Source organism: Bacillus sp. FSL E2-8868, assembly GCF_038005505.1.
In the GTDB taxonomy this organism is placed as follows: domain Bacteria; phylum Bacillota; class Bacilli; order Bacillales; family Bacillaceae_G; genus Bacillus_A; species Bacillus_A mycoides.
The window spans coordinates 1,077,236-1,102,371 of the sequence record NZ_JBBOTI010000002.1; the positions used below are offsets into that span (position 1 = coordinate 1,077,236).

Annotated in this window: 24 protein-coding genes; 13 read left to right on the forward strand and 11 right to left on the reverse strand. The window is 34.6% G+C overall.

Annotation, left to right across the window (positions count from 1 at the left end):
* Positions 1 to 13 precede the first annotated feature (13 nt).
* The 3 genes from NSS74_RS16395 to NSS74_RS16405 all read right to left on the reverse strand — a co-directional run bounded on the left by NSS74_RS16395 (position 14) and on the right by NSS74_RS16405 (position 1,938).
* Entirely contained in the window at positions 14 to 928 is a 915-nt protein-coding gene (locus tag NSS74_RS16395; protein ID WP_002030730.1) for a superoxide dismutase, read from the reverse strand.
* 106 nt (positions 929 to 1,034) lie between these two features.
* Positions 1,035 to 1,526 (reverse strand): YpuI family protein, encoded by a 492-nt coding sequence (locus NSS74_RS16400; protein WP_340813961.1) that lies wholly within the window; start codon positions 1,524 to 1,526, stop codon positions 1,035 to 1,037.
* Positions 1,527 to 1,548: 22 nt separating this feature from the next.
* Positions 1,549 to 1,938, reverse strand: coding sequence for a hypothetical protein (locus tag NSS74_RS16405; protein WP_063218626.1), 390 nt, complete (start codon positions 1,936 to 1,938; stop codon positions 1,549 to 1,551).
* A 186-nt stretch (positions 1,939 to 2,124) separates the two neighbouring features.
* Here NSS74_RS16405 and mprF point away from each other — a divergent pair, with 186 nt between their 5' ends.
* Positions 2,125 to 4,710: a bifunctional lysylphosphatidylglycerol flippase/synthetase MprF gene (mprF, locus tag NSS74_RS16410; RefSeq protein ID WP_002030726.1), complete on the forward strand. Its 2,586-nt coding sequence runs from the start codon at positions 2,125 to 2,127 to the stop codon at positions 4,708 to 4,710.
* A 4-nt stretch (positions 4,711 to 4,714) separates the two neighbouring features.
* Here the strand turns inward: mprF and NSS74_RS16415 are convergent, their stop codons facing one another.
* Positions 4,715 to 5,509 carry a hypothetical protein gene (locus NSS74_RS16415; RefSeq protein WP_002188961.1) on the reverse strand — a complete coding sequence of 265 codons (795 nt, stop codon included), beginning with the start codon at positions 5,507 to 5,509 and terminating at the stop codon, positions 4,715 to 4,717.
* A 173-nt stretch (positions 5,510 to 5,682) separates the two neighbouring features.
* On the opposite strand from NSS74_RS16415, the gene deoD reads away from it, so the two are divergent.
* The 4 genes from deoD to NSS74_RS16435 all read left to right on the forward strand — a co-directional run bounded on the left by deoD (position 5,683) and on the right by NSS74_RS16435 (position 9,361).
* Entirely contained in the window at positions 5,683 to 6,390 is a 708-nt protein-coding gene (deoD, locus tag NSS74_RS16420; protein WP_000110704.1) for a purine-nucleoside phosphorylase, read from the forward strand.
* A 201-nt stretch (positions 6,391 to 6,591) separates the two neighbouring features.
* Positions 6,592 to 8,403, forward strand: a complete 1,812-nt coding sequence (locus NSS74_RS16425; protein ID WP_002030723.1) for a sensor histidine kinase — start codon at positions 6,592 to 6,594, stop codon at positions 8,401 to 8,403.
* 107 nt (positions 8,404 to 8,510) lie between these two features.
* The gene (locus tag NSS74_RS16430) at positions 8,511 to 9,041 is read left to right on the forward strand and encodes a tyrosine-type recombinase/integrase (protein WP_000806230.1); all 531 of its coding nucleotides are present in this window, start codon (positions 8,511 to 8,513) and stop codon (positions 9,039 to 9,041) included.
* 125 nt (positions 9,042 to 9,166) lie between these two features.
* The gene (locus NSS74_RS16435) at positions 9,167 to 9,361 is read left to right on the forward strand and encodes a DUF3924 family protein (protein WP_002011737.1); all 195 of its coding nucleotides are present in this window, start codon (positions 9,167 to 9,169) and stop codon (positions 9,359 to 9,361) included.
* Positions 9,362 to 9,625: 264 nt separating this feature from the next.
* On the opposite strand, the gene NSS74_RS16440 is transcribed toward NSS74_RS16435, so the two are convergent.
* Positions 9,626 to 10,471, reverse strand: coding sequence for a DUF72 domain-containing protein (locus NSS74_RS16440; RefSeq protein WP_340813964.1), 846 nt, complete (start codon positions 10,469 to 10,471; stop codon positions 9,626 to 9,628).
* A gap of 160 nt (positions 10,472 to 10,631) precedes the next feature.
* On the opposite strand from NSS74_RS16440, the gene NSS74_RS16445 reads away from it, so the two are divergent.
* The 3 genes from NSS74_RS16445 (at position 10,632) to NSS74_RS16455 (ending at position 14,300) form a co-directional block, all read left to right on the forward strand.
* The gene (locus NSS74_RS16445) at positions 10,632 to 11,882 is read left to right on the forward strand and encodes an ATP-binding protein (RefSeq protein WP_002030719.1); all 1,251 of its coding nucleotides are present in this window, start codon (positions 10,632 to 10,634) and stop codon (positions 11,880 to 11,882) included.
* A 309-nt stretch (positions 11,883 to 12,191) separates the two neighbouring features.
* Positions 12,192 to 13,652 (forward strand): Gly-Xaa-Xaa repeat protein, encoded by a 1,461-nt coding sequence (locus NSS74_RS16450; protein WP_340813967.1) that lies wholly within the window; start codon positions 12,192 to 12,194, stop codon positions 13,650 to 13,652.
* A 219-nt stretch (positions 13,653 to 13,871) separates the two neighbouring features.
* The gene (locus tag NSS74_RS16455; protein ID WP_340813968.1) at positions 13,872 to 14,300 is read left to right on the forward strand and encodes a hypothetical protein; all 429 of its coding nucleotides are present in this window, start codon (positions 13,872 to 13,874) and stop codon (positions 14,298 to 14,300) included.
* Between the two features lie 178 nt (positions 14,301 to 14,478).
* On the opposite strand, the gene NSS74_RS16460 is transcribed toward NSS74_RS16455, so the two are convergent.
* Positions 14,479 to 16,518: a transglycosylase domain-containing protein gene (locus tag NSS74_RS16460; protein WP_002086687.1), complete on the reverse strand. Its 2,040-nt coding sequence runs from the start codon at positions 16,516 to 16,518 to the stop codon at positions 14,479 to 14,481.
* A 311-nt stretch (positions 16,519 to 16,829) separates the two neighbouring features.
* Here NSS74_RS16460 and NSS74_RS16465 point away from each other — a divergent pair, with 311 nt between their 5' ends.
* The 3 genes from NSS74_RS16465 to NSS74_RS16475 all read left to right on the forward strand — a co-directional run bounded on the left by NSS74_RS16465 (position 16,830) and on the right by NSS74_RS16475 (position 19,378).
* The gene (locus NSS74_RS16465; protein WP_002086688.1) at positions 16,830 to 17,450 is read left to right on the forward strand and encodes a DUF47 domain-containing protein; all 621 of its coding nucleotides are present in this window, start codon (positions 16,830 to 16,832) and stop codon (positions 17,448 to 17,450) included.
* Positions 17,451 to 17,461: 11 nt separating this feature from the next.
* Positions 17,462 to 18,460, forward strand: coding sequence for an inorganic phosphate transporter (locus tag NSS74_RS16470; RefSeq protein WP_002030715.1), 999 nt, complete (start codon positions 17,462 to 17,464; stop codon positions 18,458 to 18,460).
* A gap of 117 nt (positions 18,461 to 18,577) precedes the next feature.
* The gene (locus NSS74_RS16475; protein ID WP_340813971.1) at positions 18,578 to 19,378 is read left to right on the forward strand and encodes a sulfite exporter TauE/SafE family protein; all 801 of its coding nucleotides are present in this window, start codon (positions 18,578 to 18,580) and stop codon (positions 19,376 to 19,378) included.
* Between the two features lie 293 nt (positions 19,379 to 19,671).
* Here the strand turns inward: NSS74_RS16475 and NSS74_RS16480 are convergent, their stop codons facing one another.
* Positions 19,672 to 19,899, reverse strand: a complete 228-nt coding sequence (locus NSS74_RS16480) for a hypothetical protein (RefSeq protein WP_000883004.1) — start codon at positions 19,897 to 19,899, stop codon at positions 19,672 to 19,674.
* Positions 19,900 to 20,069: 170 nt separating this feature from the next.
* Here NSS74_RS16480 and NSS74_RS16485 point away from each other — a divergent pair, with 170 nt between their 5' ends.
* Positions 20,070 to 20,582, forward strand: a complete 513-nt coding sequence (locus NSS74_RS16485) for a Crp/Fnr family transcriptional regulator (RefSeq protein WP_002086692.1) — start codon at positions 20,070 to 20,072, stop codon at positions 20,580 to 20,582.
* Between the two features lie 29 nt (positions 20,583 to 20,611).
* On the opposite strand, the gene hmpA is transcribed toward NSS74_RS16485, so the two are convergent.
* From hmpA to NSS74_RS16500, 3 genes are all read right to left on the reverse strand, one after another.
* The gene (gene hmpA, locus NSS74_RS16490) at positions 20,612 to 21,820 is read right to left on the reverse strand and encodes an NO-inducible flavohemoprotein (RefSeq protein ID WP_340813973.1); all 1,209 of its coding nucleotides are present in this window, start codon (positions 21,818 to 21,820) and stop codon (positions 20,612 to 20,614) included.
* Between the two features lie 191 nt (positions 21,821 to 22,011).
* The gene (locus NSS74_RS16495) at positions 22,012 to 22,530 is read right to left on the reverse strand and encodes a hypothetical protein (RefSeq protein ID WP_012260624.1); all 519 of its coding nucleotides are present in this window, start codon (positions 22,528 to 22,530) and stop codon (positions 22,012 to 22,014) included.
* A 114-nt stretch (positions 22,531 to 22,644) separates the two neighbouring features.
* On the reverse strand, positions 22,645 to 23,742 hold the full coding sequence (locus tag NSS74_RS16500) for a site-2 protease family protein (protein WP_002030706.1): 1,098 nt from the start codon (positions 23,740 to 23,742) through the stop codon (positions 22,645 to 22,647).
* A gap of 152 nt (positions 23,743 to 23,894) precedes the next feature.
* Between NSS74_RS16500 and NSS74_RS16505 the strand changes: the two genes are divergently transcribed.
* On the forward strand, positions 23,895 to 24,092 hold the full coding sequence (locus NSS74_RS16505; RefSeq protein ID WP_000776287.1) for a hypothetical protein: 198 nt from the start codon (positions 23,895 to 23,897) through the stop codon (positions 24,090 to 24,092).
* 183 nt (positions 24,093 to 24,275) lie between these two features.
* On the opposite strand, the gene NSS74_RS16510 is transcribed toward NSS74_RS16505, so the two are convergent.
* Positions 24,276 to 25,127: a hypothetical protein gene (locus tag NSS74_RS16510; protein ID WP_002011668.1), complete on the reverse strand. Its 852-nt coding sequence runs from the start codon at positions 25,125 to 25,127 to the stop codon at positions 24,276 to 24,278.
* Positions 25,128 to 25,136: the final 9 nt, after the last annotated feature.

Genomic DNA, 25,136 nt, shown 5'->3' on the forward strand with positions numbered 1-25,136 from the left:
ATGAGATATGCGTCTAATACGGTGTCCATTCAATTTGCTTCGCACTTTCAAATCTCTTTTCTACATCTGGCCAATTTACAACATTCCACCAATTTTTAATATATTCATCTTTTCGATTTTGATATTGTAAATAATACGCATGTTCCCATACATCCAGTACAAGGAGTGGTATCGTATCCCACTGTGTAAACAATTGATGAAGCGTGCTTTGCAAAATTTCTAACCTTCCTGAACGGGGTACCCATACAAGAATTGCCCATCCTGAACCTTCCACTTTAGAAGCGGCTTCCGTGAAATGCTTTTGAAAACGTAAAAAACTTCCGAAATCTTGCTCAATTTGTTGTGAAAAAGCCCCTCTCGGACTTCCACCCCCATCTTTTTTCATGTTATTCCAAAATATCGTGTGTAAGTAATGACCTGATCCATGAAAAGCCGCTTCTCTTTCCCAATGCTTAATTAAATCAAATTGATTTGTTTTTCTCGCTTCTTCCATCATCTTCTCTGCTTTATTTAATCCTTCCACGTAACTACGATGGTGTTTATCATGGTGTAACATCATAATTTCTCGTGAAATGTACGGTTCTAGCGCATTATATGGATAAGGTAATGGCGGAAGGGTATGCCCCCCAATCGGAACAGCTCGTTCGCTATCCCCTCTTTCACATAGTTCATATTCCTCTCCTTCTTGCATAAATACTTCCTGTAAATGGTGTTGAATATGTTCTACATCATCACTTATTTCATACATAAACTCGGCATCTGTGTCGTATTCATGCTCTTTCATACGCTCTAATAACGTTTGAATTTTATAAGCAAGCATATGGACATCATACACTTCCATTGCACGGCTATCTAATACTTGAAGAACACTTTCACACCAGCTTTCTACTTCATGAAAGTAATCTGTAAATACACCTTGCTGACTCATGTCACACCTCCTTGATGCTATCCACTTTAACTATATTCAATTAAAATCCCTTATATAACTGGACAAAAGGAAAAGAAGCTAAGTATCCTTAGCTTCTTTTCCTTAATTAGTATTTGTGCAACATTTTTGTTTGGTAATCTGTCTCATAATATTCTAGTTCTTCACGCATCAATTGAAATTTCCCTTCTAAATCCTTCATCATTCGTTCTATAGATTCAGGGGGGATTTGCTGAAAAACAATAGAATTTTTCCCTGTATAAGCAGAACGACTATTTTCATACCAATGATCATTCTTTGGCGAAAAAAACTCTGCAATTACTTGATGGTAAATCTTATATAAAACTGTTTCAGCTGCGGTCTTTCGAAATGGTTGGCTATTCAACAAAACAAAACATGCATCAAGTCCTTCTTCACAAAAAACAAGAAGTCTTCTTATTGATGCTAATATCCCTTTATAGTATTGCTCGTTTCCTGTTGGTGTCTCCTCCAATAAAGAAGGTAACGTATGATAATTTACATAATTAGTTATCAAGGAAATTACATCTTCTAAAAATATAGAAACTTGTTCTGTTTGATTCTCAACCATCAAATTAGACATGGCTTCTCTCTCCTTTGCCGTTTTACGCTATTTCTACTCTTTTATTTTTATGTAATTCAGCTAATATTTCTTGTACTTTCACCACTGTTCCCTCATCAAAGTATCGTTGAAAGTCTGTTACTTCATTGAGATACAAGCGCTTCTGCGCGCGTAGCTCTTTATCCTTCACTAAACAAGCGATCGCTACAATATCTCGTAAATATACGTCTTGTTCTTCTACTTTATAAACTGGATTTCCTTCAAAAGGGATAATTTCTTGTAAAATTCCTTCAAAATATCGAACATATAAGACAGAAAAGGTTTTCTCTTGATTATTTAATATATATGTTACTTCAGATCTATTAAAAAAATCTTCTGATGTATTCGGTTTTGCTTTTTCTAACTCATATCCTGCATAACCTATTATAATCATCTACTTCCCCTCTCTTCCTTCTTTCACCTTATCTTAACTCAATTTTCTAATAAACGAAATATTCTTTTAAATATAACCTATATAAAAAATAGCTTCCCTATACAGGAATTTACCTTTTTATTTTTCTTGAAGTTTGTCATAATAATATTATTGTCTCAGTTTTCTTACACAAGGAGAGTTGTATTTATGTCGTTTTCATGGAAACGTTTCTTACAAATCGGGAAAATAATCTTCCCATTTGTTGTCTTAACAATTGTTTTCTTTCAAGCTAAAAAAGAATTAGCAGGCATTTCTTTTTTAGAAGCAATTGAAACAATTAAAAACATTCCAACTGGTGGGGTATTTTTAGCGATTACACTCGGTGCATTTGCCGTTTCAACAATGTTCTTTTATGACTTTGTTATGCTTCGTTACTTAAAAGCAGATATACCTGTACAAAAGATCTTCCGCATCTCATGGATTGCCAACACTTTAAATGGATTTATCGGTTTTGGTGGTCTTGTTGGTGCCGGTGTACGTACAATGCTATATCGTCCGCATATAAAAGATAATGGAAAACTTATTAAAAGTATTGCTTGGATGACAACCGCTTTTATTAACGGATTAGCCATTCTGTCATTCCTCGGCCTTATTGGAATATTAGACACTAGTTTTATTCTGCACGAAAAACCGTGGTTATGGCCTGTTCTTATCTTCTTTGCTCTTTTCGTTCCTATATATATTGGGTTTTCTAAAATTAAAAATAGAAAAACAAAACAGCTAGACGGACAAGAGGAAGAAGAAGAAGAGAAAAATCCAACTGTTTTATATTCATTAGTTTCATTAGTCGAGTGGGTATCTGCCGGTATCGTTATGTACGTCATTTTAATATTGTTTGGAATTGATATCGAATTTCAAAAGTTTTTAGGTGTTTACGTAATTGCTGCTTTAGCTGGTGTCGTAAGTCTTGTTCCTGGTGGCCTTGGTTCATTTGACCTTGTTTTCTTAACTGGACTAGGACAATACGGCGTTGATACAGGCGTATTACTACCTGCTATGTTATTATACCGACTTGTCTATTACATCTTACCATTCTGCCTAGGTCTCATTTTTGCAGCCTTTGAAATGACAGGAGCTGCCATAAAAAAAATTGAAGATAAACCATTTATTGCACCTGCGTTAGAAACAACTGGTGTAATTTGGACTTTACAACGTGATTTTTTAGGGAAATTAGGTTCATGGGCATCCGCCGCTTTAACAGTATTCGCTGGCTTAATGGTTATTCTATCAACAATTTTACCGACTAGTATAAATCGAGCTCACGCCTTACATATTTTAGCTCCAAAGCACCTTATTCAATTTTCTTTTAGCTTATCATTAACATTCGGTATTCTCCTCCTGATTCTTTCGCGAGGCATATATTATGGAACAAAGCGTTCTTACTATATGACGATTGTTTCTTTAATTGGAGCAGCAATCTTTAATACCCTAAAAGGAATTGACATTGAAGAAACCTTTATTTTATTAATCGTACTTGCTGTGTTGTATATGCTTCGTAAAAGATTTATACGCGAGAAAATGGAAGTCTCACTTTCTGATATCGTAAAAGTATTTATCTTCTTATTACTTACGCTATATTTATATAAAAACTTAGGTATTTTATTTGCGGGTGCAAAAGAAGCGTTCCAACCTGATTTTGTCGTTCGAAATATTACACAAGTTAAACGAAGTGCATTAGCAGCAGCCTTTTTCGTTCCTACTTTTTTACTTATCGGCTCACTAATTGCCAATCGTTACCGTAGTCAATTTCCCGGGCAACCAGCTAATGATAAAAGGTTAGAAAACTTCTTAGATGAACATGGCGGGAATGTACTTAGTCATTTAGGTTTTTTAGGAGATAAACAGTTCTTCTTCAGTAGTGACGGAAAAGCACTTCTTCTCTTTTCAATTACTGGAAAACGTCTTGTTGTACTAGGTGATCCAATTGGTGATCCATCCTCCTACCGCACTGTGTTGCAAGAATTTTTAACTGAAGCTGATCGATTTGGGTATATTTGCGTATTCTATCAAATTGAAAGCAAATGGATGAGCTTATACCACGATTTTGGCTACAACTTCTTTAAACTTGGTGAAGAGGCTGTCGTTGATTTAAATACGTTTACAATAACAGGAAAGAAACGTGCTGGTATGCGAGCCACTTTCAACCGTTTTGAACGAGAAGGTTATACATTCTCTATTCATCAGCCACCATTCTCAGACGAATTATACGAGGAATTAAAGAAAGTTTCTGATGCTTGGCTCGGCGGAAAAAAAGAGAAAGGATTTTCACTTGGGTACTTCGATCGTGAGTATATTAGTCGTGCCCCTATCGCTACATTATCTGATGCAGAAGGAAAAATCATTGCATTCACAACCTTTATGCCAGTATATCAAAGTGGCATATTATCTGTTGATTTAATGCGTTATTATCCAGATGCCCCTAGCGGAATTATGGATGCAATTTTTATCCACTTATTCCACTGGGCAAAAGAAAATGAATACCATTCCTTTAATATTGGTATGGCACCACTCTCAAATGTCGGTTTATCAACGCAATCGTTCTGGTCTGAACGAGTTGCTGCTGCAATATTTAATAACGTTCGTTACACATATAGCTTCAGCGGTTTACGACATTTTAAAGAAAAATACAAACCTGCATGGAGTGGAAAGTATTTAGCATTTCGAAAGAATCATTCTTTACCAATTACAATGCTCTCTGTAACAAAATTAATAGGAAAACGAAAAAACAGCTAAGTACTTAGCTGTTTTTTCGTTTTTGCACTTGTATACTAAACTCCTTTTCATACTTCTTACCATTTATATAGAAATCCCCCCATATTTTATATGTTCCTTCTTCTGGAAATGTAATACGATATTGTAATTGCTCATCCGTATCAACAGGAATGGCATATAAAAAATGTCCCCTCGTTTCATCAACGATATACAGCGCGTTGACTTCACCTCTCCCTGAATTTAATTTCAGTTTTTCTCCCTTTTTCGCTTGAAACTGAAATGTTAATGTCGTTGCCTCATTCGGATGTAATGCACCAAATAAAAGAGACACTTGATGCTCTCCTATATTTTTTGTGAGTACAGTATCGACAGGTAGTTTCTTTTTATTCTTGTCCTTGTTTTTCTCCTTTTTTTCTTCACCAAAATCTTGCTTAGAAAATGATTCCACGGACTTGTTTTCATCTTCATACAAAAATATCGTGTGCTCTTCACCTTTTGCTACATCTGAAGATAGCTTATACGATCCATTTCCAGCAAATATAGGCTTCGTTTGTTGTATGTTTTTCAAATTCCCATCCACTATCACTGCTCGAATTTGATCGTTCACACCACGAACTTCATTATTCATTTTATTTAGCAATTGAAACGAAATATCGACTTTTTCATTTCCTTCTTTATTCTTCACATCCCATTTCACTTCTTGAACATCTCCGGTCGTTTCTGCAGTTTCTTGATATTTTTTTATGTAAAATCCTCCTGCCACAATAAGTACTAGTGCAATAAGCCCAATGACAAGATTTTTCAAAATATCACCTACCATTTTTATTTTCTTTATCCATGCAAAACCTCTTAAATATATATTCTAGATTATGATTTATGAAATCCTCCTCTTTTGCACATATTACAAATAAAAAAGATTTTAATTGAAAGGAGTCGTAGTGTATAATGCAAATGATATTGATTTCTATCAATACATTATAAGGAGGATTTTTCATGAGTGTACATATTGAAGCAAAACAAGGCGAAATTGCTGAATCTATTCTATTACCTGGTGATCCATTACGTGCAAAATATATTGCTGAAACATTTTTAGAGGATGTTACTTGTTATAATAACGTGCGTGGCATGTTAGGTTTCACTGGAACTTACAAAGGAAAGCGTGTATCTGTTCAAGGTACAGGCATGGGTGTTCCTTCTATTTCTATTTATGTAAACGAATTAATTCAAAGCTACGGAGTGAAAAATTTAATTCGTGTTGGGACATGTGGTGCAATTCAAAAAGATGTTAAGGTACGTGACGTTATTATTGCGATGACGGCTTGTACAGATTCTAATATGAATCGCTTAACATTCCCGGGTTTTGATTTTGCTCCTGCTGCAAACTTTGATCTTTTAAAGAAAGCCTACGATGCTGGAACAGAAAAAGGATTACACGTTCGTGTTGGTAACGTATTAACAGCAGATGTATTTTATCGTGAGAGCATGGACATGGTTAAAAAACTTGCAGATTACGGTGTATTAGCAGTAGAGATGGAGACGACTGCTCTTTACACATTAGCAGCTAAATATGGTGTAAATGCATTATCTGTATTAACAGTAAGCGACCATATCTTCACTGGTGAAGAAACTACATCTGAAGAGCGTCAAACTACATTTAACGAAATGATTGAAATCGCTTTAGATGCAGCAATTCAGCAATAGTACACTAAAGAACTCGTCATACGTCTGGCGAGTTCTTTTTTATGCTAAAATACTTCTATAGTCACTGCACCTTCTCTTTATGTGACTTTCTATAAAAAACTACTTTAGAGAGAGACAGATTTATCTCCTCTACTTTTTTGTAACCTTTGTTATAATTAAGAAATCATTTGTATTACAGTATTTTTCATACGAGGTGAAACAGTGAAGAACAGAAGCATCGTCTTTAAACTATTTTTATTAACATCAACTTTATTTACAATCATATTTCTCCTTTTTTTCCTTGGACAATCTCTATTTTTAGAGAAGTTTTATATTAATAAAAAAATAAAAACCGTTCAAACGGCTTTTGAAAAATTCGTAGATAATTATGAAAAAAGCGACAAAAGTTTTGAGGAAATCAGAAAGCTAAAACAAGAATTTCACGATAAAACGAATGCTGAAATGCAATTTTTAGATTCTAACGGCATTATTAAAAGTGAAAACAATTACTACATTGAGGTAATTAACCCTAATAACAATAAAACCTATTCCATCCCACTTAATAATCTTTTAACACCCGAAGAATATAATAAATTCGAAAATTTAGGCTTAAAAAAAGAGGGCATGATTCACGTAGAGGGATTTTTACAAGATAATATAATAACGCCACTAGAACTGACGACTAATTATAATCGATGGCGAAATGAAAATGGCAATTCGGATTTTCAATCAATTAGTGGTAACCCCTCTAAAAATAGACTCACAAATCGATATAAAACTACGTCTCAGATCAGTTTTACCGGTGTGATATCTAAATTACATATCCCTTCCAAATCTGAGGTTCGCCTTGCAAATGATTTTGAAACATTACAAGCTGTTGAATATTTTGCAAGTACTATTAGACAAGGTACTTCTAATTCAAATCAATTAAACACGTATATTTTAGATAGTGGGGAAAATATAAAAAACAGTGTCTTTGTAAAGCCTATTATGGAAAACGGAAAAATTAAGGATTACGCTTTTGTGATAGCATCTTTACAACCTGTTAATGAAGCGATGCTCGTTTTAAAAGATTATTATGTCTATGCCTTAATTATCGTGTTTCTCGTTATTATTTTGTTATCCTTCTACTACTCAAAAATCATTGTTAAACCATTAATTAAGATAAATCGTGTTACAAAAAAAATGGCAAACTTTGATTTTAGCGAGAAGTTACCTGTTACGGCAGACGATGAAATTGGCGGGTTATCAAGTGGTATTAATACACTCTCTGTAAATTTAAAAGATCGAATCGACCGATTAAATGTTGCCAATACAAAATTACAACAAGATATTGAACGCGAACGTCAATTGGAAAAAACGAGAAAAGAATTCATTTCTGGTGTATCTCATGAATTAAAAACACCACTTAGTGTTATTCGTAGCTTCGCTGAAGGTATTCAAGATGGCGTAAGTAAAGATACGACATATTATACAAATGTTATTTTGGAAGAGACAGATAATATGAACAGGCTCATTGTTGAAATGTTAGAATTAGCAAAACTAGAATCAGGTACGTACAAACTAGAAATGTCGACATTCTCGATTGGTGAATTAATTCAACAAGTCTATACAAAATTATTATTTAGCATGGAGGAAAAACATTTACAAGTAGACATCCATGCTGACTCTTCTCTATTTGTTAAAGCAAATCGTAGCCGTATTGAGCAAGTCGTTGTAAACTTACTTAGCAATGCAATTCGATATACTCCAGATGGTGAAAAAATACACGTCTCTGTTATAGAAACGGAAGATACAGTGAAAATCAAAATTGAAAACACAGGTAATCCTATTCCAGAAGAAAGCCTTGAAAAAATTTGGGATCGCTTCTACCGTTTAGACGCTTCTCGTAGCCGTCATACTGGGGGTACTGGCCTTGGGTTATCCATTGTGAAAAACATTTTAGATCTCCATCACGCTGAATACGGCGTGTATAATACCACTAATAGCGTTGTATTTTATTTTAATTTACAAAAAGTAAAAGAAGTCAAATAATTTGTCTTAATTTCACTAGGAGTTCACATGAAATTCACACTCTCCCTTTATAGTAAGAAACAAGTTAATCCTTTCCTTTACACATATAAAAGAGGAGAGTGCGTGAAATGAAACAAGCAGGACAACCTATTCAAAATGAAAAACAATTAGAAACTATCAAAAATATACTTTTACAATCTTCGAAACGTGATGGCTTATTATTCGTATTAGCTGTAAATTCTGGCTTAAAAGTAAGTGAAATCTTACAATTAAAAGTTAGTGATGTAATCGATGAAGACGAAAATGTTCGCCATTCCATTTTATTTTACAATGAAAAAGTAAAGAAACATAAATGGTTTGCTGTAAATGAAGACTTACAGCACGCAATCGAAGACTACATGAAAGAACGTAAAACTTGGAAACGTAATGAACCATTATTAAAGTCTCAAAAAGGAACAAAGTCTATTACGAGACAACATGCATGGTACATTTTAAACAAAGCTGCAAAAGAAGTTGGATTAGAAGGGATTAGCTCACATACACTTCGAAAAACTTGGGGCTATTGTGCATACAAATCAGGTGTTGATATTGCATTTTTACAACACTTCTTTGATCACAGTACTCCATCCAAAACTTTAAAGTATATCGGTATTGCTTAATAACTCTTATACATAAAAAGGTTACCATTTGTAAATTTGGTAACCTTTTTTATGTTTCATATTCTCTTTTCTTGTCTTGTCTCTCCTATACTGTAGTGGTACTCTAATAGTAAGGGGGAGAAATTATGAACACATTAACAATTGAATTACCGAAAGAAACGGCTGAAAAACTTGATTTATTAAAGAAATCTTATGAAAAGAAAACAGGTGCTACAATTTCTGAAAGCACTCTCGTTCAAACACTTATCTCAAAGGAATTTATCCAAGCGATAACTCCTTTTGATTTACAACAAATCATCAATGGAAAAGAACAGCAGTAATTGCTGTTCTTTTTTTATTACTATTTAAAATATAAAATGAAACTTTAATCAGTGGGGGTTTTACTGCCGCAAATAGCGGGATAAAAATTTTTTTACTTATTTTCCGAAAAACCATTGACAATGATAATGATAACCATTATCATTTATTATGAAGCCAACAATTGATGAATCAACCAAACGCTCAGTAACATTGTTACCCCTCTTTTTCATATAGAAAGGCACTGTACATTCCCCCTGTTTGTACAGTGCCTTTCTTGTTTATCATCATTCAAACAAATTTAATTGCTCAGGCTTCGGCTCACCGTATGTAATGTTCATCATTTTCATAAGCTGTTTCGCATTATCCGCTGCATCTCCACCCGAATTATTATTAAACAATACAAATATATCCTTCGTCTTCTTTTTCAATCGCTCTAATCGTTCTACCCATTCCGCCAATTCTTTACTATTATAACGATATAAACAGCGAACCGATCTCCAATTTCCTCCTTTATCCAGCCAACCATGAACATTTCGGCCATGAAAACGTATTAACGCCATGTCCGAGTTTGTTGCATCTAATATAAGCGGTACTGATCCTATTCCAGCCTGAGGCTCATCGCAAATTGTATGAATCCAGTTTTCTTTTTCTAAAAACTGTAACGTCTTATCTCTCATTTCTGGATAAAACCATGTTTGATTTCGAAATTCTATTGCACATGGTAAATCTTCCATTTTTTCTTTCGTGTATCGAAGTAAATCTACATTTTTCACTTTACAATCAAACCATGGTGGATATTGAAATAAAATCATTTTTAATTTATTTGTTTCTATTAAAGGAAGAATGGATTGTTTATACACATCAAACATCTCATCGAACGTAGAAAAAGGGATTTCCCCTTTCATATGTCCTGTCATTCCTTGATAGGCTTTTACTATAAAAGAAAAATCTTTCGGCGTTTCCATCGCCCATTTTGTATAATTCCGCGCAGGTTGTATCGCATAAAATGAACTATCTACTTCCACAATGGGAAAATGTTCACTATAAGTTCGCAATTTATTTCTATTTTCATAGGGATTTATATATAAAGAATCATGATCTCCCCACCCTGTCACTCCAATGAAAAGCAAATATATCCCTCCCTTTTTAACTTCACCTTCTATCCATTCTACTCACTTCCCGGACATTTCAGCTAATCAATTTCATTAAGTAGCCCCTTCTTTAAGAGTATCCGTATAAAAATATGATATACTAAATGGAAGAATTTTTAAATTGAGGGGTTATTTATTTATGCTTCCAAACGATGATATTGTATCTCATGAAAAACGAATAGAAGAACTAGAAAATAAAGTGCGGTTATATGAAGAGCTTGTGAATCAATTACCACATCATTTCACATACAAAAATCCACATATTGGTTTACAAATAAAGAAAACGAGAACGACTCACTCCATTCAAAACATACAAAAAGAGAATAAAAAGGCTGATTTTCAACTTACTTGCGATTCATTATTTTTATTTGAACAACTTGAAACATACTTTGTTCATATTTTTGATGCTTTTTCACATCATGTCACCTTTGTTGATAGTAAAGGAAATATAACTTTATGTAATCAAGCTGCAGCAGATGATTTTGGTGTAGTACGAAATGATATAATTGGAAAGCCAATTCAACAATTACTAAACTTGCCAGAAGAACAAATTAAAGCGATTGAAACATTAAGAACAGGAACAGAAATATATAATGAAGAAGTGTTAGACAAAAACTATGGTATTTTAAACAATCGAATTATTCGGGATTATAACGGAGAGATTTTTAGAGTTATTAGTGTCTTCCATTATTTAAACACAGAACGTGATGCAGAAAAATTTTCATTAGCAGGACGAATCGCAGCTGGGATTGCTCATGAAGTACGAAATCCCCTTACAACGGTACGTGGATACTTGCAATTTCTACAAGATAACGTTTCTCCATCCAATAAAGAATTGTTTAAAAGTCTACTCATTCCTGAACTAGATCGTGCAAATAGTATTATCACAAAATTTTTAGCCATTTCAAAAACACGTGAATTTACTAGAGAACCTTTTCCCATCAATACGTTTTTACGCGAATATATTCAACAACTACTTGCTAGTGAAGTTTTTTTACACAATATTTCTATTGACTATGAATTTTCTACGGAATTAGATGGTGTACTTGTCAATATCGATCGTCATGAACTTGTGCAAGTTTTTTTAAATTTATTTCAAAATGCTATCGATGCTCGAGGCGAAAGACCTCTTTCCATTCAAATCTCTAGTTATCGCCTAGATAACTTTGTTCGGATTACTTTCACAGATAACGGAACTGGGGTTCCTCCAGCTATTCAAGAATATATCTTTGATCCATTCTTCTCAACAAAAGATTCAGGAACAGGACTGGGCTTGTCAGTAACGAAGAAAATTATTCAAAATCATAACGGTACATTAAAAGTTACTAGTAATCACAGTGGGACAACTTTTACAATATCTATCCCATCGTTGCCCAAAAGAGATAGTTAAAGTGTCGATAAACAAAAACAGTGGGGGCAGTTTTTAACTGCCCCCACTGTTTTTGTTTAACTCATCATTTTCCTAAAAAACTATACAAAATGAAACTTTAATCAGCGTTTTTTGCATCTCCTACTGCTTATTAACCCTAACTAATCAGCCTTTTGCTAGATAGAAATCTTTCAATCTCTTTAATTCCCCTTACTAAGTAGGTAAAACCCTTATTTTTTTTGAAATAGTAGTTTGTCCATCACGAATTTAGTTTTATTTTCATTTTATTATATTGAGACTATTTATTCTATAAAAGAAAGGAATGAAAAGATGAACAATAAAAATAGAGGGAAAGTATTCTTCGGTAACGATTGTTGCGAAGTCCGGGCTTGTAGTTTTATTAACATCTCTAAATCTGAACTTAAAGAATTTATTAAAATCCTTCAAGCTCTTGGACAAAATATTAAAGATATATTCCAAAATCCTTCTCAAAGTAATATTGATAAACTTATAGCTACCCTAGATAATCTACAAAAATCCCTCAAATGTTTAGACTTATCACCTGCACAAGAAAAAATCGGAACTTCTATTATTACTCACCTATTAACTATTCTAAAAACAAAACCTTTCTCGTGCGGAGCATTATACGTTGAACTGCAAAGCCTGCTTAATTTTTTACTGTATATCGCTAAGTTATTTAAAGTTAATTGCTGTACTATAGACAAACTTATTAAGCTGATTATAGAAATCCAAACCATTTTAGTTAAATATGGCTCTGGTTGCCTTGGTGGAGGTGCTACTGGTGCTACCGGCGCTACTGGACCTCAAGGACTTCGTGGGGCTACTGGCGCTACTGGACCTCAAGGACTTCGTGGCGTTACTGGCGCTACTGGACCTCAAGGACTTCGTGGCGTTACTGGTGCTACCGGCGCTACTGGACCTCAAGGACTTCGTGGGGCTACTGGCGCTACTGGACCTCAAGGACTTCGTGGGGCTACTGGCGCTACCGGCGCTACTGGACCTCAAGGACTTCGTGGGGCTACTGGTGCTACCGGCGCTACTGGACCTCAAGGACTTCGTGGCGTTACTGGCGCTACCGGCGCTACTGGACCTCAAGGACTTCGTGGCGTTACTGGCGCTACCGGCGCTACTGGACCTCAAGGACTTCGTGGCGTTACTGGCGCTACCGGCGCTACTGGACCTCAAGGACTTCGTGGCGTTACTGGCGCTACCGGCGCTACTGGACCTCAAGGACTTCGTGGCGTTACTGGCGCTACCAGCGCTACTGGACCTCAAGGACTTCGTGGCGTTACTGGCGTTACTGGCGCTACCGGCGCTACCGGCGCTACTGGACCTCAAGGACTTCGTGGGGCTACTGGACCATCGGGCAAACCACTCCCTGTAACTATAGCAGCAATAGGAAATTCTAATCCACAAACTATATCACCTGGAACGAATATCCAATTTAATCAAGTTTTCGAACTAAATAATCTCATTTTTAATGACACTTCAGATACTTTAACTATTTTAGAAACAGGAGTATACGATATTAGTTTCTCAGCATCTACAACCTTCCCGGGTTCTTCACCATTTGGATTCGGTATTTCATTCAACGGTCAACCACCTACTCGTAATTTTTCAACTAACGTTATCGGTAGTGCGGTTTCTTTCTCCACAATTGTTACTTTAACAGCTGGTACAACAATCTCTGTACAACCTACAGTAAATACTATTTCCATCCCTAACACTGGTGACACAACAGCTACACTATCAGTCTTCCGAATTTACTAATTTTAGTTTTCATTTTATTTTTGAACGACCAAGAATGTTTGATTTATAGTAATTTGTATTATTTTGATTGTATGTTAAATCTTTCTTTTAATAAAAAGGAGCACTTATTTTGGAGGATAAGTGCTCCTTCTTTACGTTTCTTTACTTCAAATTTACTCTAGCTTAATCCTCTTTTTGTATGATGAATAGTGAAGACAAAGACATGAAAGAGGGATGACAATGCGAATTATATCACTGACACGTTTTTGGTTTGTTCTTATGGTATGCATAATTTTATGTATAGGGTTTCTTTTAACTCTAAACTATTCAAATGTTTCAAAAGCAGAAAGAAAAACAATTCCATACGAACTTCTGTATACAAAACAAAACAACATCCCGTATTCCTCTTCCACACAAAATGAAAAAAAAGTTATAAAAGGAATGCTTATTACAGAAGCTTCTAGTTATGAAAACCTACTTCAAATCGCTGAAACGATTAAAGATCAATATAAAAATAAAGACGTTGATGAAATAACACTCTCTATCCATAATGAAAATACTGGAAATTTCGAAGAGGAATTGCCATATGAACCTATTAGTAAAGGAATAATAACCGTCACGTATGATTCTCAATCCTTCGATAGGACCAATGTTACGCTAAATAAATAAACTGAAGCTTTAATCCGTGGCGCTTTTCCCATCCCCACGGATTATTAAGTTAAACCCATCAAATTTTTATAGGCAGCTCGATTCTCACCTAACTTCTTTTCTGTTGCCACATTTTGAACCGAGATAAAACCGCTCATTTCTCATAAAAAAGAGGCGAACTCGTTATTCGCCTCTTTTTTTACCAAAATGGAATCCACTCTTTCACTTTATCTATCCATTCATTTTGCTGTTCTTTTCTTTGTTGTTCCTCTTCTTTTCGTTTTTTCTCTTCTTCTTTCCTTCGTTTTTCTTCCTCAATCGTTTTTAATTGTTTTGTATAATCCGCCTCAGGTATTAGTGATAACTGAAATGCCTTTTGAGTTGGATTTCCATTCGCTTTCTTCATAATATCCCGGAACATTGTCGTTGTAATTTGGCTGCCTCCTGGCACATAATGCTCACTATCCGTTTTATCATACCCTACCCAAATCGCACCTACTAAATCCGGTGTGTATCCAACAAACCACGAATCCTTCGCACCAGTGCTTGGTCCATTTACAAGCTGGGTAGTCCCTGTCTTGCCTGCGGTATCGATATTATTAACTTTCGCTTTTTCACCTGTTCCCCTTTCAATAACACCTTTTAATAAGTATGTCATCTTTTGGGCAACTTTCTCGTTCGTCACACGAGTTTCTTTCTTATACCATTTTCCAATTGTTTCCCCTTCAGCATTTTGGATTTCTCTAATGGCATGAGCTTCTACTTGGACACCATCATTTGCAAGTGCGCTATACGCTTGAGCCATTACAAATGGTGAAGTCCCTACATGCATACCTCCTAAAGCAATCGGATACGTATGGTCTTCAGGCTCTAATGGAATACCAAACCGCTCTAAAGATTTCAATCCTTTATCTAATCCAATTTTCTCTAATAGCCAAACTGCTGAAACATTATATGACTTTGCCACCGCTTCATACATCGTCACATTACCATGGAACGTATGATCACTATTTTGTGGTGCATATTCTTTAATATTAAACGGTTCATCTTTTAAGACATCGTATACTTCATATCCTTGTTCTAACGCTGGTACATACACTGCAAGAGGCTTTAACGTTGAACCTGGCTGTCTTTTTAATTGTGTTGCATGATTAAACTGCAAAAATTGATAAGGACCTCTGCCTCCAACTAAAGCCGGAACACCGCCAGTTTTTGGATTCATAAGGACCACTCCAGTTTGCATAAGCTGATCTGAGCCACTATCTTTAAAATAACTATCATTATTCACAACATCTTCAACCGCTTGTTGTTTTTTCGAGTCAAGTTCCGTATAAATACGATAGCCACCTGCTAAAATTTCATTTTGTGTTAATTCATACTTGTCCATCGCTTCTCTAACAATATAATCTACGTATTGAGAATATTTCCCCTTATATTTATCGTCAACACCACGTCGTAATACAAGACCTGATTCTTTCTCCTGATTATATTGTTCTTCAGAAATATATCCTTGCTCCTTCATTAAACCTAATACGACATTACGTCTTTCAATTGATTTATTAAAGTTTTTATACGGCGAATACGCAGATGGCGCTTTAATTAATCCTGCAATCGTTGCGGCTTCTGAAATCGTTAAGTCTTTTACTTCTTTATCAAAATAAGATTTAGCTGCTCTTTTTATCCCCCAAGCACCTTCACCAAAATAAATTTGATTCATATACATTTCAACAATTTCATCTTTCGTATAAGTACGTTCTATTTTTTTCGTTAGAAAGTATTCCTTTATTTTACGCGAGAATGTACGGTCTTGCGTTAAAAATACATTTTTCGCAAGTTGCTGTGTAATTGTACTACCACCTGCCACAACTTCACCGGCTGTAATGTTCTTAAATACAGCACTTATAATTCCACTATAGTAAATACCATGATGACTAAAAAATTCCTTATCTTCTACTGCAACAATTGCTTGAACCATAATATCAGGAATATCTTTCCTTTTGACCCCTTCTGTTTTAGAAGAAGCTAATTTAGTCGCAACTTCATTATTTGCATCATAAATTAAAGTCGGTTGTGGAACAGCTTGTTTTAATTCAGATATATCTTGAATGGAAATTATTATATTTACAACAATAAATAGAGTAGCAAGTAAACTCCCCAATACAATTAATGAATTGCGTAGTTTCTTCCTCTTATTGAACCACTCAAGCGTTTTTTTAAAGTGAGTGTTCTTCAATTTCATTGGTTCACTTCCTTCATTTGTTTACACTCTTCTTTTTAAAAGGAAGAATATACCTCCTTTTAAATTTATTATAATAACGTAGTCGTTCCTATAGTGTAAAGCTTTTCTTTCACATTCATACTTTTTGCAAGAAAAGGACATTCTACAAGTAAGATATTCATCGTTGAGTATTAATATTATTAATACAACAATGAGAGTTATGTTAAGTTTTTGTAAACTTTTCGATAAAATGTTTTAAAAAACGACAGTTTTTTGTTAGAATTGATTAGCCAATATATTTTACATATATTACTTTTGTGGGGGTAACAATAATGGTCTTTAAATCAAAAAAAGATAAATTTTCTGAAATGCTTATGAACGTTTCCGAAAATTTAAAAGAAGGCGCGCAGTTTTTCGTGGAGTATAAAATTAAAAATGCTAGCGATTTAAAAGAGTTTTCTATGCGCATGAAAGAGTATGAGTCAAAAGGTGACTCATTCATTCACGAAATCATTATGGAGCTAAACAAAGCGTTTATTACTCCTATTGAACGTGAAGACATCCTACAACTTGCAATGAGTATGGATGATGTATTAGACGGATTAGATCACAGTGCTAGTCTATTCGAAATGTATTCTATTACAGAAGCTGATGAATACATGATTAAATTCGTTGAAGCAATTAATCAATGTGCGATTGAGATTGCAAATTCTGTTGAACTACTTTCTAAAAAGAAATTAGTCGATATTCGTACAAATGCGATCAAGATTAAGGATTACGAGTCACAATGTGATGATATTCGCCGTCATGCGATTAAGCACTTATTCTCTCGTGAGAAAGATCCGATTAAGATTATTCAATTTAAAGAGATTTACGAAGAGCTTGAAGAAGTAGCTGATAGCTGTCAAAGCGTTGCAAACGTATTAGAAACAATCATTATGAAGAACGCGTAAGGAGTTTGATCATGGATACACTCTTGATACTGACCGTTTTAGTAGTCATTTGCGCTTTAGCTTTTGACTTTATCAATGGATTTCACGATACAGCAAACGCTATTGCAACGGCTGTTTCAACGAAAGCTCTAAAGCCTAGACATGCAATTGTTATGGCAGCTATTATGAACTTTTTAGGTGCGATGACATTTACAGGTGTAGCAAAAACGATTACAAAAGATATTGTTGACCCGTTTGCTTTGCAAAATGGTTCTCTTGTAATTTTAGCTGCTTTGCTTGCGGCAATAGTCTGGAATTTGATCACTTGGTACTATGGCATTCCAAGTAGTTCTTCGCATGCAATCATTGGCGCAATCGCTGGTGCAGCAATTGCTGCTGCTGGTATTAGCGCATTGAACTATAAAGGGTTTATAAAAATTCTTGAAGCTTTAATCATTTCACCGATCATCGCTTTTGTTATTGGTTACATCGTATATAGTATTTTTAAAGTGGTATTTAAAAACTTTAACTTAACGAAAACGAACAAGAACTTCCGTATATTCCAGATTTTCACCGCTGCATTGCAAGCTTATACGCACGGTACGAATGATGCACAAAAAGCAATGGGAATCATTACGATGGCTCTTATGGCCAATAACTATCATACTTCTGGCGATATCCCTTTCTGGGTACAATTATCTTGTGCAATCGCAATGGGTCTTGGTACTTCTGTCGGTGGTTGGAAAATTATTAAAACTGTCGGTGGACAAATTATGAAAATTCGTCCTGTAAATGGTGTAGCTGCCGATTTATCATCATCACTTGTTATTTTCGGCGCAACATTTATTCACTTACCGGTTAGTACGACGCACGTTATCTCTTCTTCTATTTTAGGAGTTGGTGCTTCACATCGCGTGAAAGGTGTAAAATGGGGAACTGCAAAACGCATGTTAATTACATGGGTTATTACACTTCCTATTTCAGCTTCTTTAGCTGCATTATTTTACTACTTATTACACTTAATCTTTTAATCAAAAGTCGTCTTCCTTATTTTTCTAGGAAGACGACTTTTTTGTGAACAAGCCTATTTCTTATTAAAAAGCGTGTATAATGATTGATGGATAAGTTATATAGAGGAGTTGGCAATTTTGGAATACATCACGTTACTTTTCATCGGATTAATCGCCGGGACAGTCGGGAGCCTAGTCGGACTTGGAGGCGGAATTATTATCGTTCCGTTATTAATTGGATTACACAGTTTATCACCACAACTCGCAGTAGGAACTTCTATGGTAACAGTCGTTTTTACAGGGCTGGCTTCTACCCTTACTTATATGAAACATAAACGGGTAGATTATAAAAGTGGACTTATTTTATTTATCGGGAGTGGCCCTGGTGGTATTATCGGATCATGGGCAAACAAATTTTTAAACCAAGATACATTTTCTTTATACTTTGGGATTTTTCTTATATTCGTCTCCATTCTTCTTATACTACGAGACAAATTGAAACCTCTTTCCCTATCAAATATGACTGTAATTAAGCGATCTTTTACAGATAACGAAGGAAATACTGTAGACTATCAATTTCCACCATTTCTCGCTATCTTTATTGCCTTTATAGTTGGATTTATATCCGGATTATTTGGAATCGGTGGTGGTGCCTTACTTGTGCCAGCGATGATGCTCCTTTTTGCGTTCCCAGCACACATTGCTGTAGCAACTTCAATGTTTATCGTATTTCTCTCAGCAATTGTAAGTTCTTTAACTCACATCTCTCTAGGAAATGTCAGCTGGGCTTATGCATTAATTCTTATTCCTGGTGCATGGATTGGCGGAAAAATCGGGGCTTATATTAACACAAAATTAAGCGGTAATGCAGTAATTAATTTATTACGTATCACATTAATTATTCTTGGAACTAGATTAATCATTACTTCATTTTTATAACGCGTTCTTTCTAGAATGCGTTTTTTCTTATACACATGAATATAAAAAGGCTCCTAGGAGAACAAATAAAACTAAACAAACACTTAATAGCATAAAATTTGAAATATGTAATTTCTTCAAGTTGATCACTCCTATAGCTATGACTGTTATCTTTATGATAGCGAAAAAACAGTTATCTTACAGTTACAAAGCGCTAACAATGCAAAATCATTTATTACAAATTTTATCCTTATATTTCATTTCTTTGTACAATCTATCGATTCAATAAAAAAAGATGTCATATTGACATCTTTTTAGTGAAGAAGTGACCATCCCATAAAGTCTTCATGTACCTGGCACGCCCTCTTATCGTTTCGATCATATAATTCAGCATAACTATCTGTTTCTTCATCATAAGCCATCGTATAAATAATTTGGCCGTCTATTTCAACGGATAAAACGACTCCACCTTTCATCTCTTCCACATGAATGATAGCATTCGCCGGAATTCTCATATCCGTCATCTTCATCGCATCTAACAATATACTAAACCCCCTACAGCGTATTCATTGCTAGTACTATTACACACTAAATAGTATACTACTGTAATAGCATACATTTCGTCAATGAAATTGCTGTTTAAAAAGCATATTGTCTTTATACATATACGCTAAAATATAAGAAATAGAAATGTTTTAATGGGGGGCTAACATTGATTCTACATAAGGGAGATGTATTATTCCGTCAAGGTGAGGACGGTCCATTATATTTTATAAAAACAGGTTTATTAAAAGTTATTCGGTTAGAAGAAGACGGAACACCTTTTTTATTTAATATTATCGTTCCTGGTGAAACGATACCTCACCATTCTTTAATTTCACCGAAGGAATATCACGGTACAGCTATCGCTTTAATGAAAACAGAAGTGGAGCCTATAATTAGCAATGAATGGTACGACAAACTTCAGGCAAATCCTGCATCATATGAAAATATCGCTATACAATTACAATCGAAGTTAAGAATGATGCAACAGCGTATCGATCAATTGACAACTGTCTCTCCTAAAGAGCGCCTTCATCGTTTACAAGAGTGGTTCACCTTTTATTTAGGTGACATCCCTATTTATGAAATATTAACACAAACTGAAATTGGTCAGCTCATAGGTGTACGCCGCGAAACAGTAAATCGCTTACTTAGAGAACAAGCAAAAAACGAGGTAAAATAATACCTCGTTTTTTGCTTGGCAACGTTAACCTATTGTAAGCTTGCTGCGGGACCGAAAAATTCATAATGAATGTTCTCTTGTTTAACACCCAAATCAATTAATGCAGCATTTATATGCTTCATAAATGGTACTGGACCGCAAAAATAAAATTCTGCTTCAGTTGTTGGAATAATAGTTTGTAACCATTCACGTTCAATGAATCCTTCTTTATCAAAATTCTTCATTTCCACATCTTGCTCTGTCGGTGAAGAATAGCAAGTATATGCTTTAACTTGTTCATACTCTTTTTCTACTGTCTCAACATGCTCTTTCATCGCATGTGTATTACTATTTATCGCCGCATGAACAAAGCATACATTACGCTTTGATTCTTGTTCAATTAGCGTATTTAACATGCTCATCATCGGTGTAATACCTACCCCACCACTAATTAGTACAACAGGTAATGTTGAATCCATATTTAAAACGAAATCTCCCGCTGGTGCACTTACTGGTAAGACATCTCCTTCCCCTACATGATCATGTAAGTAATTAGATACTTTACCATCTGGTGTATCTACACCTTTTTCTTCCTTTACACTAATACGATAATATTCTTTTCCTGGAGCATCAGACAAGCTATATTGACGATTATGTGTATATGTCTCACCTTTAATATTTATTTGAATCGTTACATATTGTCCTGGGATGAATGAAGAAACTTTCCCGCCATCTTCAGGTTTTAAATAAAATGATGTAATAACGTCGCTTTCCTTCACTTTTTTAACAATCACAAAGTTGCGGAAATCTTTCCATCCACCTTCTTTATGTGCAGCTTCTTCATACATACCCGCTTCAATGCTAATGAATGCATCAGCAATGACGCCATACGCTTCTCCCCATGCATTTAAAACTTCATCAGGTGCGCCTGCGACCTCTTTAATCGCTCGTAGTAAGCATGTACCTACTATTGGATAATGCTCTGCTTTAATACCTAAACTTCTATGCTTATGACCGATTTGTTTTACAACTGGAATAATAGCTTCTAAATTATCAATGTACATTGCAGCTGCATAAACAGCATTTGCTAATGCTTGTTGTTGTCTTCCTTTTTTCTGGTTCGTATGGTTGAAAATATTCAATAACTCCGGATGCTCCAAAAATAAAATTTGATAAAATCTCGTTGTAATCTCAACGCCTTTTTCTTGTAATAACGGTACTGTTGACTTTACGATTTCAATTGTTTTTGCACTTAACATTGTATCCCACTCCTCTATTTCCTTAACTGTTTTTAGTTTAACTGAATTGTATAATACATATTGTGATTTTAATCACTATTAACATGGTGTTTTTGTGAAAAATATATGAACAATGCACATATTAAGTAAATTTTAATTAGCCATCATTAATAGTGCTCAAAAAAAAGCTAACTAGAATTCTAGCTAGCCTACTACTTCGTTTGTATTGCTTGTTCAATTACTCTTATATTCTGCCCATCTCCAAACTCGGTATACCCCCATACATTCGTCTCACCTTTATATTTATTTACAAGTATATCCAAGTCATGATATACGCGATGAGCATAGATTACATACTCCATATTCTGAAGCTCCACACCTTTTTTTACAATTTCATAACTTCTATTCACATCGCGTTTTATTTTTTCATTTTTTATTTCTTTATGTATATTTTTTAAAGAGGCTTCTTGCTCTTGAAACCATTGTTTAAAATGTTTCCAATCCCCATCTGTATATTTCTCTGCCTTGCCATAATTCAAGAAATTATTATAACTTTCATGTGTCGTACGAACAAAATCGAGTGTCTTCTTCTTCTCTTGCACCTCTTCTATTTGTGCTACTGTATTTACTCCAGCAGACTTATTCGCATAATATAATAGTACTTTCATAAGACTATAGCTCGCTATTGCCATCACAGTAATAGTTACCAATACACTTAACAATTTCTTCATATACAGAACCCCTTTTCTACTATGAATATTACAATGTACTGTTACACTTGTAACATTCTCTCGTAGAAATGTAATTCCTGTTTAAATCCTCCTTTTCATTTCGACACTATTTTTCTACAAACTTCTCCTTGGTAAATGCTCTTGTAAAACAACATAACCTTCATAAGCTGTATAACCGAGTATAGCCATTAATCCGATATAACAAGCAAATACTGTCCATTTCGTTTTCGTATCGACTTTATAATAATTTTCTTGTTGTTCCTTTTCTGTTTCCCATTCATTTAATTTTCTTTCTGACATTTCAAATGCTTCTCTTATATGAATTGTATGCATTTCTTTTTCATCTTCATATGGGATATAATCAAGTGGCTCAAATTTTGGTAAAAGGTAATCTAGCACTTCAATCTTTTGAAGTTCTCCTGTTTTTAATTCTTTTTCACGTTCTCTTTGTCTTAATACATTCATTTCATGGTGAATCATATAAATCGTTCGATGCACCGCACCAGTTTCTTTTAATTCCTCTTCAAGCCTAGCAGCATATTCTTTCATTCCATCGATTTTATATCCTAATTCCTTAATCGGCTCATCTCTCTTTATTACTCTATATAGTTCCATACAGCCGATAATAAAAATAAATCCTCCTAAAATACTTTTGAAGTAAATAGAATAGCCGAGTAGTAAAACTAGCCCTGCTCCCCAAATTTTCGTGCTTACAACTGAAATTATTCGTCCACCATCTAATGGAGAAACTGGAATTAAGTTAAAGAAATTAATCATACTTCCAAGTAAAATAATAAGCGCCCAAAACGGCTCTTTCGTGATTATATACAGTGGGATCGCGGGTAAAAATGAAAGCAACCCGAAAAGAGGTCCCATATATGCAATGTAAGCTTCATCTTTTGCATTTTTCGGCATCTCTTTCATCCCAATAAGAGCTCCCATAAATGGTATGAAGATTGCCGGCGATGTTGGTATCCCTTTCTTTCTCGCTGCCCATAAATGCCCCATCTCATGTACAAACAATAAATATACGAGTGCTACCCCAAACTTCCAACCATATATGACTGCGTATGCACCAAGCGATAAAAACATACTAAATACTGTTGAAAATTTTGCTAACTTAAAAATTGCAAATACCCATTTTAACTTAGATAGTAAAAATAACCCTATTGCAACGATAACTCCCCATAATCCTTTTTTATTATTTTTCATATTCCTCTCCTTTATCTCGCTTTATTGAGCCATATACACTCATCAAAACTTATTCTTTTTCTCTATTATGACATATTTTTTTCTATTGTTAGAAATAATGTTTATTCCATCCATTTTTAGCCAAAAATAAAAATAAAAGGAGGTAAATACAAATGAAATTACAATCTCTTATGATAGGCGCTCTATCGTTTTTAGCTTCAACTCTTATTTTTTATACCGTCAGCTACGTATTATTATTAGATTGGTTGCCAAATCACTTATTTATAGCCCTTATTATTCTTTCTGCTCTTATGATTTCCTTTCTAATTACACGAAAATCAATGAATGAGCCATCTGCAAAAGCAAAATAATAGAGGGGATCTTTCCCCTCTATTATCATTTCCTAGGAAAGGCCATATAGACTTTATGATTCTTACTGCCCGCTATTTACGGGCAGTAAGAATCCCACCTCAAAATTCGGCTGGAGCAAAGAATTTAGGTAGGAGTCGTGCTAATAATCAGCGGGGGATGCCCCCGCTGATTAAAATTTCACTTTATCTTTGTAAATTCATTTTTTCACCATACTCTTTAACAATTTGAATAATGTTTTGAAATGCTCCTACTTTTTCTTTCTTACTATTTAATATTTGTAAATCGTGATTATCATAATAGGTTTCTAGGGATTTTAATTGTGATTCTGAAGCATCTTTTATCGGAACAGTAACATTCAACTCATACTGTTTATACCCTTCCTTTACTTTTTCAGCTGAAATTATCTCACTCTCTTTTGCGCCAATTAATTTTTGGACCTTTTCTGGGAAAATTAATTGCAAATAATATTCTTGTTCCTTTGCTAACTTATTATATAGTGATTGTGAAATCGTATAACGTACTGTATAATTCATTTTTTGATCACCTGCTTTAATATGAAACGCAGTAATCTGCATGTCTTTTTTTGTTACTTCCGTTAAAGTACCTACCTGCATCTCATCTTCTTTTTGTTCTGGAATCTTTGGAAAGATAGCCAAAAGCTTTTCCGTATCTTTTTCGTTAAGCATATACATATCTTTCTTATATTGAATCCATCCTCGGCGATCTTCTCCTCTTAACCATGCATAATATGTTTCTTTTTTTCCATCACTACTAATTTGTATTTCATATTCCGGTTCACCAAAACTACCCGTTACTTCTTGTTTTTCCGCTTTGTTTATAATATCCACCACCAACTCCGCATCCATTTTCTTTAAATTTTTTTCTTCTTTACCTTTTTGCATAACAGTTACTTGTAATGGTTCTCTCATTTCATTCACTGTCTCCTCTACTTGTTTCGGTTCTTTCTTTTGCTCGGATTGACCACACGACGCGAGTAAAATAACACATAAAAACATTAAATATTTCCCTTTCAAATCGATTCT